10 protein-coding genes and 2 pseudogenes are annotated in these 14,651 nt (G+C 67.4%); 7 read left to right on the top strand and 5 right to left on the bottom strand.

The annotated features are described in order from the left end of the window. The first annotated feature begins 517 nt into the window (after nt 1-517). Nucleotides 518-1,623, top strand: a pseudogene (locus tag H3H34_RS12900) (IS256 family transposase). Between the two features lie 177 nt (nt 1,624-1,800). Then, nucleotides 1,801-2,643 (top strand): annotated as a pseudogene (locus tag H3H34_RS12895) (IS5 family transposase). A gap of 266 nt (nt 2,644-2,909) precedes the next feature. Here H3H34_RS12895 and H3H34_RS12890 read toward each other — a convergent pair. From H3H34_RS12890 to H3H34_RS12875, 4 genes are all read right to left on the bottom strand, one after another. Next, nucleotides 2,910-3,368 carry a c-type cytochrome gene (locus H3H34_RS12890; RefSeq protein ID WP_194745707.1) on the bottom strand — a complete coding sequence of 153 codons (459 nt, stop codon included), beginning with the start codon at nt 3,366-3,368 and terminating at the stop codon, nt 2,910-2,912. Then, nucleotides 3,365-5,731 (bottom strand): TonB-dependent receptor, encoded by a 2,367-nt coding sequence (locus H3H34_RS12885; RefSeq protein WP_194745706.1) that lies wholly within the window; start codon nt 5,729-5,731, stop codon nt 3,365-3,367. The genes H3H34_RS12890 and H3H34_RS12885 overlap by 4 nt, the downstream gene beginning before the upstream one ends. 167 nt (nt 5,732-5,898) lie before the next feature. Further along, complete coding sequence (locus H3H34_RS12880; protein ID WP_194745705.1) at nt 5,899-7,335, bottom strand: flavin monoamine oxidase family protein; 1,437 nt, start codon at nt 7,333-7,335, stop codon at nt 5,899-5,901. Beyond that, nucleotides 7,323-8,435, bottom strand: coding sequence for a nitrilase-related carbon-nitrogen hydrolase (locus H3H34_RS12875; RefSeq protein ID WP_194745704.1), 1,113 nt, complete (start codon nt 8,433-8,435; stop codon nt 7,323-7,325). The genes H3H34_RS12880 and H3H34_RS12875 overlap by 13 nt, the downstream gene beginning before the upstream one ends. A 159-nt stretch (nt 8,436-8,594) precedes the next feature. Between H3H34_RS12875 and H3H34_RS12870 the strand changes: the two genes are divergently transcribed. Genes H3H34_RS12870 through H3H34_RS12850 form a run of 5 tightly spaced genes read left to right on the top strand, consistent with a single transcriptional unit; the run spans nt 8,595 to nt 13,841 of the window. Continuing rightward, nucleotides 8,595-9,791: a Rieske 2Fe-2S domain-containing protein gene (locus tag H3H34_RS12870; RefSeq protein ID WP_194745703.1), complete on the top strand. Its 1,197-nt coding sequence runs from the start codon at nt 8,595-8,597 to the stop codon at nt 9,789-9,791. Next, nucleotides 9,791-10,930, top strand: a complete 1,140-nt coding sequence (locus H3H34_RS12865; protein ID WP_194745702.1) for a class I SAM-dependent methyltransferase — start codon at nt 9,791-9,793, stop codon at nt 10,928-10,930. Before H3H34_RS12870 ends, H3H34_RS12865 begins: the two co-directional genes overlap by 1 nt. Beyond that, the gene (locus H3H34_RS12860; protein WP_194745701.1) at nt 10,927-11,292 is read left to right on the top strand and encodes a hypothetical protein; all 366 of its coding nucleotides are present in this window, start codon (nt 10,927-10,929) and stop codon (nt 11,290-11,292) included. The genes H3H34_RS12865 and H3H34_RS12860 overlap by 4 nt, the downstream gene beginning before the upstream one ends. After that, on the top strand, nt 11,289-12,176 hold the full coding sequence (locus tag H3H34_RS12855; RefSeq protein ID WP_194745700.1) for a hypothetical protein: 888 nt from the start codon (nt 11,289-11,291) through the stop codon (nt 12,174-12,176). Before H3H34_RS12860 ends, H3H34_RS12855 begins: the two co-directional genes overlap by 4 nt. A 57-nt stretch (nt 12,177-12,233) precedes the next feature. Further along, nucleotides 12,234-13,841 (top strand): peptide ABC transporter substrate-binding protein, encoded by a 1,608-nt coding sequence (locus H3H34_RS12850; RefSeq protein WP_194745699.1) that lies wholly within the window; start codon nt 12,234-12,236, stop codon nt 13,839-13,841. On the opposite strand, the gene H3H34_RS12845 is transcribed toward H3H34_RS12850, so the two are convergent. Beyond that, entirely contained in the window at nt 13,736-14,626 is an 891-nt protein-coding gene (locus H3H34_RS12845) for a GntR family transcriptional regulator (RefSeq protein ID WP_194745698.1), read from the bottom strand. The two genes, H3H34_RS12850 and H3H34_RS12845, sit on opposite strands and share 106 nt — an antisense overlap. Between the last annotated feature and the right edge of the window lie 25 nt (nt 14,627-14,651).

Below are 14,651 nucleotides of genomic sequence, written 5' to 3'. Positions count from 1 at the left end.
GCCGGCCGCGTGCCGATGCCCGCGCACGAGGGGGTCGCCACGGGCGCCTGAGCGCAGCCCGAACTACCCACGCCGTCCGGTCCTTCACCTGGGTGTCCGCCTTGGCGTCTCGGGGTCGTCGGCTGCGCGCCGGGATCCCACACGGTCACCGGAAGTCGCCTCCCTGCCAACGCCGGCCTCATGAACATCGGCATTGTCGAACCCATGGTGCGATATGGCCTGATCATCTGCGATGCCTTCACCGCCAGTATCGAGCGGGTCATCTTGCCAAAGAACCTGGTCTGAAATTAAATTGCGCGGTGTCAGCGGGTTAGCTTGACGCGAGCCCGGGTCGCTGATTCTGAGGTTTTGCAAAAAACTTTTGGAGTTAAGGCAGTGTCCCGGTTGGTGGCGTAGGAGGCTGCGGGGGGAGCCTCTGGGGTAGGGCAGCGCGCGGCCGCGGGTGACGCTGGTGGTCACCGCCGATCTTCGGAGAAGGTTCGGGTTGCGAGACCTGGAACCGACAACGGAGACGACGATGACCGGAGAAAGAATGGCGCTGATCGAGCTGGTTGAGAAGCAGGCCCACGGCGATCTTGTGCGCGAGATGCTGGCGTTCGCGGCCGAGCGGATCATGGAGGCCGAGGTCGAGGGCCGGACAGGCGCGGCCAAGGGCGCGCGCACGCCGATGCGGGAGGTGCAGCGCAACGGATACCGCGACCGCGACTGGGAGACCCGTGCCGGGCGGATCGCGCTGGAGATCCCCAAGCTCCGGAAGGGCAGCGACTTCCCCAGCTTCCTGGAGCCGCGCCGGACGGCGAAGAAGGCGCTCGTGGCCGTGATCCAGGAGGCCTGCGTCCACGGCGTCTCGACGCGCGCCGTCGACGATTTGGTCAAGGCCATGGGCGCGGGCGGCATGTCGAAGAGCGAGGTCAGCCGGCGCTGCGCCGAGATCGACGAGCGGGTGAATGCCTTCCTGGCGCGGCCGCTGGAGGGCGGATGGCCCTATCTCTGGCTCGATGCGACCGACCTCAAGGTCCGCGAAGGCGGGCGGATCGCCAGCCGAGCGGTGATAATCGCCGTCGCCGTGAACGAGGGCGGCGCGCGTGAAGTGCTCGGCGTCGCCACCGGTCCCTCGGAGGCCGAGACGTTCTGGACCGAGTTCCTGCGGTCCCTGGCCGACCGGGGCCTACGTGGCGTCAAGCTGGTGATCGCCGACGACCACAAGGGCCTGCGGGCTGCGGCACGTCGGGTCTTCAACGCCACCCGCCAGAGGTGCCGCATTCACTGGATGAGGAACGCCCTGGCCCATGCCCCGGCCAAGCAGCGCACCGCGGTCGCGGCGATGCTGAAGACGATCGTCGCGCAAGCGACCAAGGTTGAGGCCGAGACACAGTGGGATATCTTTGCGGACGCGCTCCGCGAGAGGCAGCCCAAACTCGGCGCGCTGATGGACAGCTCCCGTGACGACGTGCTGGCTACATATCCTTCCCCCGCGAACATTGGGCCCAGATCGCCAGCACGAACCCGCTGGAGCGGGTGAACCGCGAGGGGAAGCAGCGCGCCGACGTCATCGGCATGTCGGCTTCGCCGCCTTTCGGGTCCCCAACGACGAAGCCATCATCCGCCTCGTCGGCGCGCTGATGCTCGAGACCAACGACGAATGGGCAGTCGCAAGACGATACATGGCGCTGGAAACACTCGCCCGCCTCACCGACAATCCCACCGTCAGGCTGTCCGCCGTGGCAACCTGATCAAGCCCTCACCTCTTCGAAGGTCGGCTCCGCTACACCACGACGGGGGACACTATCGAGTTCAACGATGTGGACTGACACCACCCGAGCGCAGTATGCCTGTGCCGACTTGGCTTTGCCAAGCGATTTGACTGATGCGGAATGGGCCGTGCTGGAGCCGTTCCTTCCGGCGCCTGGTCGTGTAGGGCGACCGCGCAAATGGCCGCTGCGGCGAATCATCGGGGCGATCCTGTTTTTGCTACGTGGCGGGCTGCCTTGGCGGATGTTGCCGCCCTGCTTTCCTCCGGTCTCGACGGTGCGGCGCTGGTTCTACCTGTGGCGCGACAATGGTCTGTGGCTCTCGCTCAATCACGCCCTGCTGCTGATCGCACGGGAAGCGGTCGGACGCGAGGCCTCTCCGAGCGCCGGCGTGATCGACAGCCAAAGCGTCAAAACCACCGAGAGCGGCGGGCCAAGGGGCTACTATGCGGGCAAGAAGATCAAGGGCCGCAAGCGGCACCTCGTGACCGACACCGATGGCAATCTCGTTCATGCCGTGATCCATACCGCCGATGTCCAGGACCGTGATGGTGCACCGCTCGTCTTAGCCGAGATCATCCGCCGTCACCCTTGGCTGCGGCACATCTTTGCAGATGGTGGCTATGCCGGCGACAAGCTTCGTCAGGCGCTGCGCAAGATCGGGAAATGGACGGTCGAGATCATCAAGCGGTCCGACCACGCCAAGGGCTTCAAGGTCTTGCCCAGACGCTAAGTCGTTGAGCGAACCTTTCCCTGGCTCGGTCGCAACCGCCGCCTCGCCAAGGACTTCGAGCAGACCATCGCCTCGGCCACCGCATGGCTGTTCATCGCCTCAATCCAGCTCTTCGCACACCGCATCGCAAGAACAACAAATCTATCACAATGGTTTTGAATCAAACTCTAAGTCGAGGCCGTCGCCACGACCCTGTGGGTCCTTCCCGCGCCTTCTGCCGCGACTTCACCCCCCATTGACGCGGCCTTCTCGAAGATGACGGCCCACGTCCGCCAAGCGGCCGAGCGCATCATTCGCTGCCTGTGGAACGCCATCGGCAGAGCATTTGGACCGCCATCGGACGCATCCTCGACATCGACACACTGCAGGAATTCGCCAACAATTTCAGCGTGTGTGGACGTGACCGAACATGATCGAAAACCAGGCTAGGGCTGGCAGCCAGGCTGCGGGTCTCCAGTGTGCTGCCGCAGGTAGACGATGACGTGCGCGCGCTCGGCGGGGTTGGACAACCCGGCGAAGACCATCCGGTTACCGGGGAGGGCCTTCGACGGCTGGGCAAGGAAGCGGTCGAGACTGTCGTTGGTCCAAGGTCCGAGGTCAGGGCGGATAGCAGGCGAATAGGAGAAGCCGGCCGCGCTTCCAGCCGGGCGTCGGAACATGTGCCAGAGGTTGGGACCAACCAAGTGGCGCTCGCCCTCGCCAAGCGTGTGGCACGCCCGGCACTTAAGAAACGCACGGCGCCCACTCTCGAGATTGGCTGAGCGCTCCTCGCCGGCCACCGGCACGGTGCAGGCCTCGGTCGCGGCCGATGCCGTCGACGCGAGGACCGGCGCGAGAAGCCAGTGGCCTAGTACGAGCAGCCTTCGGAGCCGCGCGCCTGTCACCGGTCGGTCCCGATCCGGAAGGCCAAGGTTACGCCGAGTTCCCGGCCGCGGTCGACGCCGACCGCGAGACAACGCTGCTCGGGGTTGAGGCTGAAGCGTCCGCCCTCAGGTCTGTTGAAGTACAGGCAGCTGTTGGTGGCCGCGAGAGAGCCAGTCGCCGCGCGATCGTTGTGGAACAGGTCACGAGCGAAGAAGGTTGCCACCGCTGGCCCGAAGTCGAGCCCAAGGTTCGCGTTGACGCGGTTGATGGGAGCAAGCCGGGCGAGGTTGGCGGCGTCAGCAAATCGCTCGCCGGTGTGCTGCAGGCCGATGCCCGCCAGGAGCTGAAGCCCGCGGCCAAGCTCGCGCGCGTAGTCGGCAGCAACCGAGCCAGTCCAGTTGGGCAGGCCGATGGACGTCTTGCCTTCGAACGTCCCGCCGCCGAAGATCCGCTGCAAGTTCGGGTCGGTCGGGCTGACGGGGGTCGTATACCGGTGCCGTGCGTAGCCGACACCGCCCCGCAGGCGAAGAGACGGTAGCACCTGGAAGAGGGTCTCGAGCTCGAACCCCTCGATCCGGCTTTCACCGATGTTCTCGAACAGCGTGATAGGCACGCCCGTCTGCGTGGAGACGGCCGAAAACTGCTGGTCCTTCACCTTCATGAGGAAAGCGGCGCCCGACAGAAACAGGCGGTCATCAAGCAGACGAGACTTAGCACCGACCTCGAAGTTGAAGTTCCGCTCGGGCTCAACATATTTGAAGTTCGTCCGGATAGTCTGGTTCCATCGACCGGGCTTTGTGCCTTCGGAGTAGAGAAGGTAGATAAGGCTGTCCTTCATGGGCTCGAAGGACAAAGTAAATCTGGGCAGGAACTGGCGGCTGGTCTCCGTCAGCCTGTTGGGATTGAAGGCACCGGTGTCGGCTGTGCTACAAGTAAGGCACGGCTGGAAGACGTTCCGCTCGATGTCGTAGCGCATCTCGGCGGCAAGGCGGATGCGCTCGGTGACCTCGAAGCTGAGGTCACCGAAGACCGCGATGTTGCGGACGTCCTCGTCGCCGCGGGTTCTGCCTGTGGGGTTCTCCGGCCGGACATTGGTTGCAGCGAAGTTGGAAAGACTTTCCTCATAGAAGAAGCCACCGAGCCGCCAGGCCAGCCTACGGTCGGTTGGCGAGGACAGGCGGAGCTCCGCACTGTAGGAGGTAAATTCGTCCCATGTCGCCGAGAAGAAGGGGTTTGCGAGCTTGGTTGCCGACACGGCAGTGTTGGAAACACGTCGGGAGTAGGGCTGGGTTCCGAAGAAGGGATCAGGGGACTGGCGGAAGTACAGGTCTTGGTTGGCCCAGTTCTTCTCCGTCTGCCAGCCGGAGCGCAGCGCGATCTGGTAGCCGCTCGGCAGGCGATACTCAGCGACTACCGATGCAAACCACTGGTCGCGGTCGAGGCCGCACTTGAGCGGCCGACCCGCTGCGCTCTCGCAGCCGGCCATGTCGGCCGTCACCTTGCCCAGCCGGCCGTTCGGCCAGAGGATCCCGCCGACGGTGACGAGGCTGGTGCCCTGCGCGATCCACTCGTGGGGATGCATGGTGGTGAACGCTGGAGTAGAGTCCCGCTGCTCCTGGTACATGGCGGTCAGCCTGATGCGGAGGGCGGGGTCCGGGTTGACGAGGAGCGACGTGTAGCCGCTGTGGGTCCGCTCCTCGCCGATCCGGATCGTCCGGGTAGCGTTCGTCTTGGTCGCAAGGGTTCCGAGCGTGCGCGCGCGCCCCTGAAGCGTGAGCCAGACGCCGTCCACGACGCGGACGGTGCCGGTGAGGTCGATCTCCGAATTGGGCTTGTCGGCGCCACGGTTGCCGGACCGCGTGGCTAGACCTTCGACCTGCAGCACGTCGGGCTTCAGGTCGAGCGTCCGGTAGTTGATGGCGCCGGCGTAGGTCTGCCTGCCGAACTGCGCGGATTGCGGACCACGGATGAGCTCGATGCTGCCGATGACGGGGGGATCCATGACCGAAGCCGAGCCGCCGAGAAACACGCCATCGAGGAAGACCGAGACAGACTGGAGTTGCTTGTTGATGGTGTTGGGCGCAAGACCGCGGATGGCAAGGGTCGAGGGCGAAGCGCGTCCGCGCGATGCCTCGAGGACGAGGCTCGGAAAATCTCCCGCGAAGTCGCGCAGGTCGCGAAAGCCGGCGCGCCGGAGGTCCTCGGTGTTAAGGACGGTGACCGAGAGCGGCAGGTCCTCGATCCGCTCGGGCCGCAGCTTGGCGGTGACGATGATCTCTCCGAGGCCGCCGGTGCGGCCAGGTTCGCTCTCGGCAGGCTCGGCAAGCGCCGGGCCAGCGAGCGCGATGCTCGCACCGGCAAGTCTCGCGAGGCTGCCGACCATAGCGCCCGAGGTTGTCCGGACCCCAAACGAACGCCAAGGCACCAGACGAGCGTCGCCCCTCATACCTAACGCTGCCGCCATGTTAGCCTCCGCCTAGTCATTATGTCGTCATGATGGCCTGACATTTGAAAGGCGTCAAGCGCCGTGACAGCTCCGAATTCCCTCGCTTAGGCCAGCACTTCGAGGGCTGCCCGCTCGCCGCTTTCAAGAGCCCCCTCAATCCCCATGGCGAGGTCGGCCGTGTGCTCCCCGGCGAAATGCACCCGGCCGAACGGCGACCGGAGCCGTTCCTGAAGCGCAGCAAGGCCACCGGGATGCCGTGAGGCGAACGTTCCCCGCGCCCAGCGGTGGCGCGACCAGCACAGCGCCGACGGGGCGCCGAGGCGCCCCACTAGCGACGGGCGTAAGGCTTCTAGCCTAGCCTGCACGAGCGCGATCGCGTCAGGCGCGGAAAGCCTCTGGAGCGACGCTGCCTCCGGGCCGGATGCGTAGAACCAAAGGTAGCTTCCGGCCGCATTCTCGACGTGAAACACTCTGCCACCGAGCTGCCGGCTCCAGATCGACGGCGGCAGGCCGTCCTCCTCCCAGAATGGCGCGTGCACCGGCAGGAAGACGCTCATCGCCTGGCCGTAGGGAAGCGCGCGCCACGCGGCTGCAATCGCAGGCGGCGGTGCCGGCTCGAAGGCGAGACGGGCCGTAAGCGGCGCCGGAGTGGTGACGATCGCCCGGCCCGCGCGCCATCGACGGCCGTCGGCCGTTCTAACCTCGACATCGGCACGGCCTTGGCGGATCGCAACGACCGGGGTGGCGAGATGAACCGCATCCCCAAGGCGCGCTGCCATCGCGTCTGGGAGGCGGCTCATGCCGCCATCGAGGAAGGCAAGATCGCCATGCGCACGCGAATGCTGCCGGAGCGTGTGACGGCGGATCATCCAGAGCGCGGAGACGCGAGACAGGCGGCCGAGCGGATTGCCGACGGCAACGAGCGGCAGCATCTCGGGGCGGGCGCCAAGCCCGAGGAGCAAGCGATCATAGGGGCCATCAAGCCCCGCCGCCTCCTGCTCAAGCCAGCTTTCCGGCGCCGGCAGCGGGGCGACCTTCTGCATGAGGGCGGCCTCGAGCGCGAAAGGCGGCACGCCGCGATGCTCGCCTCGCACGGGATTGTCCGGGTGCGTTCCCCACGCCGATGCCGGCACGAGGCCGGTCCTTACGTGGATCGCCATGCCCTGTCCCAGACTTGGGCGGGACACGATCCGGAGACCGAGGTCATCGACCAGCCGATGCACCCGCGCGTAGAAGGGGCCGATCTCGGCGCCGCCCGCCTCGGGCCGGCCCTCGGCGTCGTCGAGTGTGCGGATCCGTCCGCCGACGCGTGCATCCGCCTCAAGGACCAGCACCCGCGCACCTTCGCCGGCGAGCATGAGGGCTGCCTGGAGACCGGCAAGCCCGGCTCCTACCACGATGACGTCGGCGTCAGGACGATGGTCGGCCGCGCGCGCGACCCGACCCAGCCCAGCCAGCCCGATGCCGCCCGCAAGTAGCTGCCGCCGCGACAGGCGGACCAGATGGCCTAGTGGCGATTGCCGAAGCCTCAGCCCTGCCATGCGCTGGTCCAGCGGAACTTGTCGCGCAGATAGGCGGCAGCGGCGGCCCGGGTCTCGGGCACGTGCGCGAGCCAGAGGTTGGGGTCGTAGCGCTCGCGATAGGCGTTGAAGACGTGGCGATAGATCGAGAGATGGACGTCGGGGATCCGGTGCGTCCGTCGGTAAGCCTCGAGGTCGATGACGGCCCGACGCTTGGTCTCGAACTTGTCCGCCTCGGCGAGGACGACACCCCGGGGGCCGAAGATGGCCGACCTTCCCACCCAGTTGTTCTTCGGTGCTTGCTCGACGAAGTAATGCGGGTTTTCGCGATGGACGTCGATGCAGTTGTTGACGATCGTGGTAAAGACGTCGTTGTGATAGCTCGTGAGTCGCATGTCCTCCCACTCGCAGCCACCCGTCGCGGTTCGCAGGATAAGCTCGGCGCCTTTGAGCGCCATGCAGCGGAACAGTTCCGGCTCGAACTGGACGGAGGACATGGAGATGTTGCCGATGTCGGTCCGCTCGACGGGAATGACGGCATCGAGACCATACATCTCGACGTAGCGGTCCCAGACATCGTAGATGGTGGTCGTGAACTGCTCGACCCCGGGCCACATGCCGCGCATGTTGCGCTGCTTCCAGTGCCGGGCGCGTAACCGGCCATCGGGTCCGATCAGGAGCTGTGTGTTCATGGTATGGCCGGGCCAGTCGTCATCGAGCATCTGGCACCCGAGGGCGATGTAGCAGTTGTATTGCTTGGCCTTCTTTCCGATTTCGGCGATTTCGGGGCCGTCCGGATGGCGCGACACCCGAAGCATCTGCTTCAGATCCCAAGGGGCGAAGCCGTGGAGTGGGAATTCGTGGAAGCAGAGCAGGTCGCAGCGCCCGCCAGTCTGCTGCGCCTTGTCAATAGCGTTGAGGAGGTACGCGAGATTGTCGCGGATGCCTGGCTCGGGATTGTCGCCGTCAACGGCCCGCACTGGCGTCTGGACGATGCCGATCGCCACGCGCGGCGCCCGCAGCGGGTGGGTCTCGTAAGTGCCGTCCTCGCGCACCATCGGGCTTCCAGCCGCCCCTCCCCCTTCCTCGCCGCCCGGTGCATCTGCCATCCGCTCCGTCATGCACTCTCCCTCCACGTTCAGAACGAGGCCCTCGCGACCGGCATCCTCGCGCTTGCTGGCGCAGCCTATTGCAGCGCGACTTGGGATGCAATAAGGTTATGATGTTAGGACAACCTTGGCGCCGGGGGGTGGCGCCTGTCATCCGAGGGAGACGGTGAGGTGCTGATCAACAACTGGTACGTGGCGGCCGAATCGGCCGATGTCGTGGTCGGCAAGCCGCTTGCCGTCCGCATGCTCGGCTGCGACTTCGTGCTGTTCCGCCAGACCGATGGCCAGGTGGCCTGCCTTTCGAACGTGTGCCCCCACCGGGGGGCGTCTCTGGCGCATGGCCGCTGCGAGGAAAGCACGGTGGCCTGCCCGTTCCACGGCTGGCGGTTCGCCGCCGACGGGCGCTGCATTGACATTCCGTCGATGGGTCCGGACTTCCGGATTCCGCCCCGCGCGCGCGTCGACAGCTACCCGACCCACGAGGTCTACGGCTGGATCTGGGCCTTCCTCGGGGACCTGCCGGAGGAGGAGCGGCCGCCGGTGCCCGAGCTTCTCCCGGAGTTCCACGACACCGAGCGGTGGCGCACCACCCGGATGGTCGTGGAGGCACCGGTGAACTGGGAGAAGTTCGAGGAGAATTCCCTCGACACGGCGCATTTGTCCTTCGTCCACCGCGCCTTCGGGAACCGGATGGACCCCCGGGCCACGCTCGTGCCCATTGAACGAACGGCCTACGGGGCCCGCGTGGCGCGCGAGCGCACGCCGCCGCGCCCGGAGGCGAAGACCGGCGTCCTCGGGCAGATCCTGTCCCAGCCACGCGACAAGACAAGCGTCCAGCTCGAGTTCTCGCTTCTCGGCCTGTGCCACCGGATCCAGCCCACGTTCCGCCCTGGGGTCAGCCAGGTTGTCTTTTCCGCCTCGACTCCGATCGACGCCCGCAACACCCGCCAGTTCGGGCTGCAGGCGCGCAACTACGCCATCGAGCCTGAGCATGACGCCGAGCGCCTGGCTGGCCGAAGGGAGGCGATCGACGAGGACATCTCGGTCGTCCGCCACGTCCGGCCAAAGATCGGCCCGACGCCCCTTGCGGAGGAGACGCTCGTCAAGGCCGACGAGATGGAAGCAATTTTCCGCTCGCTCGTCATCAAGATGATCGAGGCGGGCTGGGAGATCGACCACGACAAGGTGGAGCGGGAGTGGGACCGCAAGGTCTACGTGATCCCCTCGCCCGCGCGCCGGCTCGATCCAAAGGGCTGGGCTCACGAGGCGGTGCCGACGACCCGCCCGCGCACCGGCTTCGGCTGGCGAGATCTCGCCCGCCAGGCTGGCGAGATCGCCAATCGGCTGGGCGTAGGCGAGGCGGCTTGATGCGCGCCGTCCCCGCAGGTGGTACGGAGGAAGCCGCGGCCGAGGCTCCGGTCGGCGTTGCGGCCGGACGCCTTCACGCGGCCGCGCCCGAGGTAGACCCGGAGGAGCGAGCGCTGCTCGCCTTCGCCGTGGCTTTCAAGGGTTTGCTGCGCGGCCGGATGCGCGATGCCGTCTGCGTCCGCGCGGAAGCCTGCGTCGCCCGCGGAGACCTTCCGGAGGAGGCGCTGACGGAGGAGCCGATCTACCGCTGGTGGAGCGCTGCCCTACGCGCGCAGCAGGACTTCTACGTCGACGTGACGGCCGCGATCGTCGATCGCCAGCTCGAGGCACTCGCGGCCACGGCAAGAACGATCGCCCGTGATCCGGGGCCAGGCAGCCTCACGCTTGACCCCTCCGTCCGCGTGCCAACCTACCAGGCGGCCGTGGACATCCATTGCGTGCCAGGCTCCTACTTCCTCGAGCGCATCGCCGATGACGTCGGTCCCGGCGCCCGGTCGGAACTCGGGTCGCTCGCGTTCGCCATGGGCCGGCACGGGGCCATGAACGAGGACAAGGGCGTGGTGGCAGCCGAATTCGCCCGGAGCTTTGCGCCTGACCTTGCCATCCGGCGAATCCTCGACCTCGGCTGTACCATCGGCATGTCCACGCTTGCCTGGTGCGATGCCTTTCCCGCGGCCGAGGTGCATGCGGTCGATGTTTCGGCGCCGTGCCTGCGCTACGGGCATGCGCGTGCGCGCGCGCTCGGCCGCTGCGTCCATTTCCGGCAGGCGGACGCCGAGGCGCTCCCCTATCCCGACGGCAGCTTCGACGTGGTCGCAAGTCACATCCTGCTACACGAGACGAGCCGCGCCGCCCTGCCGCGGATCTTCGCCGAGTGCCACCGGGTACTGGTGCCCGGCGGCGCCATGGTGCACGTCGAGGTGCCCATCCGGGATCTGGATCCGGCCGCGGCGTTCCTTGCGCGATGGGACGCATGGAACAACAACGAGCCCTTCTGGGGCCATCTGGCCGGGCTGGACTTGGCCGGGCTGTGCGTGCAGGCTGGGTTTCCGCAGGAAGGTGTCGTCGAGACGGTCGTGCCCTCGGCCCACCAGAAGGCCGGCGGCTGGCTGGTGCTCGCTGCCCGTAAGCCGGCATGAGGGCGCCGTCGCGGGACGCGCGCCGGAGGGCCATACCGCCGCGCCCGCGGGCGGCGCTCGGCGCCCGGCCGCGCCTGCTGGCCTCTGCCGACTCCGAGGTGCTCCTGGCGATGATCGTTGCGCTTGCGGCGGAAGTGCACCGGCTCGAGGACCGTCACGACCGACTGTTGGCCGCGCTCGCCCGGGACGGTGTGAAGCTGCCGGAGGAGGCAGGGCCCGCCTCAGCCCGCGCGCCGCGCGCCGAGGCGCTGGTCGAGCGCGTCTTCCGTGTCTTCGACGAGATGGCCGAGCGAGCTCTGCGCGGCGACGATGAGCCCTACCCCGATGTCGTCGACCGGCTGGGACGGCCGGAGGGGCCGTGAGCGGGACTGGCCGACTCCTCGCGCCGGGCGACATTCTCGTCGCGGCAAGCGACATTGACGACACCCGCGTCGATCTGCGCAACCACCGTGGGCCGGGCCGGCTTCTTCATTTCTCCCGCGATTTCTCGCTGCGGGGCGAACTTCGCACCGGAGTGGACGGGCTTGTCGTCGGGCTCGCGATCGCCCCCGACGGCGTCATCTGGACGGCAGATCCGACAGGACGCGCGGTCGTCCGGTTCGGGGTGGATGGCAGACGGCTCGAACCCATCTCCGACCTTCCCGAAAGGCCGTGGGGAAGCGTGCTGTGCCTGCCGGACGGGACCGTGCTGCTTGCCGTGCATTCGTCTCGGGGTGCCCCGCCGGAGGACAGGCTCGGCGACCGACTGCTGCTCGAGCTCCGCGACCTGCGGCCAGCCCGCGCCTTTCGGCCTCAAAGCGACGGCGGCCGCAGCGGCTGGCACGCGATCACGAGCCTCGCGGCCGTGCCGGACGACACGCGCCTCCTGCACCTGGCCGAAGGGGGTCGCACTGTCGGGGTCTTCGACCTCGCACGGAGTGTCGACCTCGACCCGTTCCTCCTGTTCCCCGAATCTGACCCCCGCCGGGCCTATGGGGTCGCGTGGGCGGGCTCGGGCGCGCTTCTTGCGACCGGCCGGTCCGTGCTTCGTCTGGACCCCGAGGGACGGATCCTTGCCGAGTGGCAGGCCGGCCCGCCCGAGACGGGGTGGACGCGCGTGACCCCCTCGGCGGATGGCGAAACCTTCTTTCTCAACAACTTCCTCGCAGGGATCATCGAACGCCGCTCGCTGGCTAATGGACGGGTGCTTGCCGTTTGCGACATCGGACGGCGCTGCGTCCTTTGCGGCGTGGCCGACGTGGCATGACGGACAGCAGGCGAAAGGAGCAAGGCTCGCGTGACGAAGGGATCCTTGACGAGGCCGATGCCGGCGACGACCGGCTGGCGAGGCGTGATGGCCCTGCTACTCGTGCTTTTGCTGCCGCTCATTGCGGGGTGCAGCGGGGGCAGCAACGGGGGCGGCGAAGCGGGCGTGCTGCGCCGGGGAACGGCCAGCGAGCCGCCTTCGCTCGACCCGCAGGTCGCCATCGGCAACTCGGCGTCCACCATCGTCAACGACCTGTTCATGGGCCTTGCGACGCGGGATCGCGAGGGGCGTACCGTCCTCGGGATCGCTGAATCCTACGAGGTGTCCGATGACGGTCTGGTCTGGAAGTTCCGCCTGAAGCCGGGACTTAAATGGTCGGATGGCACACCGCTCGGGGCCGGGGACGTCGTCTGGTCGTTCCGGCGGCTCATGCTGCCCGAGACCGGCGCACGCTATGCAGCCAACCTATATGCGATCAAGAACGCGCGGGCGGTCAACCGCGGCGCGCCCCCGGAAACGCTTGGTGTGCGCGCGCTCGACGACCGTACCGTCGAGTTCACGCTCGAACGGCGAGTTCCCTACTTCCTGAGAGTGCTGAATTCGAACGCGACCGTGCCAGTGCCGCGGCACGTGATCGAGCGGGAAGGCCGCAACTGGACGCGTCCGGGAGTCATGGTCTCGAACGGCGCGTTCCGCCTTGTCGAGTGGGTGCCCAATACCCGGATCGTGCTCGAAAAGAACGGGAACTTTCATGACGCGCAGGCGGTCCGGCTGGAGCGGGTGATCTACTTCCCGACCGACGACACCGCGTCCCTCGTCCGCCGCTTCCGCGCTGGGGAAGTGGACGTCGTCCTGAACTTCCCACCCGACCAGGCGGAATTCCTCGAGCGGACCTATCCGGGCCAAGTGCGGGCCGTAAGCAATTATGGGCTATACTACTACATGCTGAACACGCGGCGGCCTCCATTTGACGACCTTAGGGTGCGTCGGGCGCTTGCCATCGCGATCGACCGCGACGGCCTCGTGCAGCGGATCCTGAAGGGCGACTCCGAGCCCGCCTGGACGCTCGTGCCGTCTGACATCTCCGACTACCGTCGGCTGCCCTCGCCCGAGGCCGAGCGGCCGCTGACCGAGCGCCAATCCGAAGCGCGGGAGCTCCTTGCTGCGGCCGGATATGGGCCCGCCAAACCCCTCGCCTTCCAGCTGCAGTACGACACCAAGGAGGAGAGCCGGCAGATCGCTCTGGCGGTGGCCGACATGTGGAAGGCGGTGGGCGCGCAGCCGGCCCTGGTCGCCTCCGACTTCCGCGGCATCACCAATGCCGCGAGAGCCGGCCGGTTCGACGCGATCCGTTACCAGTGGTTCGCACCCTACGACGACCCGTCGACCTTTTTCGCCCTTGTCCGTTCGGGGTCGCCGACCAACCTCTCCGGCTACAGCAATCCCGAAATCGACCGGCGAGTGGCCGCCGCCGATGCCGCAGCCGACCCAGCCGACCGGATGCGGCTTTTGGCCGAGGCCGAACGTGCACTCATGGCCGACTGGCCGGTGGTGCCGCTCTACTTCACGAGCGCACGGCGCCTGGTGGCCGATCGGGTGGAGGGCTGGGTCGACGCGCCGGGCGGCAACGTCGCCTCGCGCTTCCTCTCGGTCAAGGCTGGCTGATCGGCAGCCGGCTCGGTGGTGGGCGAGGCGCGCAGCGCCGCCGGCTGGGCCGCGAGGAACACGTGGTGCACGTAGCGATCGGCGCGATAGTAGGCAGAGAGACGCTCGACGGGCCGCGAGGCGATGTCGAGAACGAGGAGGCGCACGTGCACCAGCGGTGTGCCGACGGCAACATCAAGAGGGGGGGCGGTCCGCGCGTCGGCCAACGTCGCGCCAATCAGCTGGTCGGCGCCGAGAATGTCGACACCGGCCCGCGTGGCGAGCATGGGCGCGGGCGTGCCGCGCAGTTCCCGCTCCTCCGGTACGATCCCGAGCCGCGCGGGAAGCACGACTTCGGTGAGGCCGATCGGCTCGCCATCCCGCAAGCGCGTGTAGGTGATCCGCACGATCTGCTCGCCGGGCGAGAGCTGCAGGTCCCCAGCCGTGGGCGGATCGGCCGGCTGCGTGGCGATGGCAACGTCGGCAAGGGTCGTTGCCTGGTCGAGCTGGCGCAGCCTTCGCACGAGCTCCTGCAAGTTGCCTCTGCTCGGAGCGTCGGGCACCTCGGCGCTGACGAACGTGCCACGGCCCTGCTGCCGTGCCACCAGCCCCTCCCGCTCAAGGAGATCGATCGCGGAGCGGATCGTGATCCGCGAAACTCCGAAGATCTCGCAGAGCTGCGGTTCGGACGGAAGTCGGTCCCCCGGGCTGTAGGCGCCGTGATGGATCCAGTCCCGGAGTGCCGTGTAGGCCTGCATGTAGCGCGGCGTGCGCAGGTTCGAGTCCCGGATCTCGTACACCACCATGGACGTCTCCTGGCTCCTACGGCCG

The sequence above is a fragment of the Thermaurantiacus tibetensis genome, assembly GCF_015354055.1.
GTDB lineage: Bacteria > Pseudomonadota > Alphaproteobacteria > Sphingomonadales > Sphingomonadaceae > Thermaurantiacus > Thermaurantiacus tibetensis.
Note: the sequence above shows the minus strand (reverse complement) of the source record. Positions and strands in the feature narration are given on the sequence as shown.

What these genes read in the sequence shown, in the direction of transcription:
- H3H34_RS12885 (WP_194745706.1), bottom strand. Translation starts at nt 5,731, where the DNA reads ATGGTCGGCAGCCTCGCGAGACTTGCCGGTGCGAGCATCGCGCTCGCT.
- H3H34_RS12880 (WP_194745705.1), bottom strand. Translation starts at nt 7,335, where the DNA reads ATGGCAGGGCTGAGGCTTCGGCAATCGCCACTAGGCCATCTGGTCCGC.
- H3H34_RS12875 (WP_194745704.1), bottom strand. Translation starts at nt 8,435, where the DNA reads ATGACGGAGCGGATGGCAGATGCACCGGGCGGCGAGGAAGGGGGAGGG.
- H3H34_RS12865 (WP_194745702.1), top strand. Translation starts at nt 9,791, where the DNA reads ATGCGCGCCGTCCCCGCAGGTGGTACGGAGGAAGCCGCGGCCGAGGCT.
- H3H34_RS12860 (WP_194745701.1), top strand. Translation starts at nt 10,927, where the DNA reads ATGAGGGCGCCGTCGCGGGACGCGCGCCGGAGGGCCATACCGCCGCGC.
- H3H34_RS12850 (WP_194745699.1), top strand. Translation starts at nt 12,234, where the DNA reads ATGCCGGCGACGACCGGCTGGCGAGGCGTGATGGCCCTGCTACTCGTG.
- H3H34_RS12845 (WP_194745698.1), bottom strand. Translation starts at nt 14,626, where the DNA reads ATGGTGGTGTACGAGATCCGGGACTCGAACCTGCGCACGCCGCGCTAC.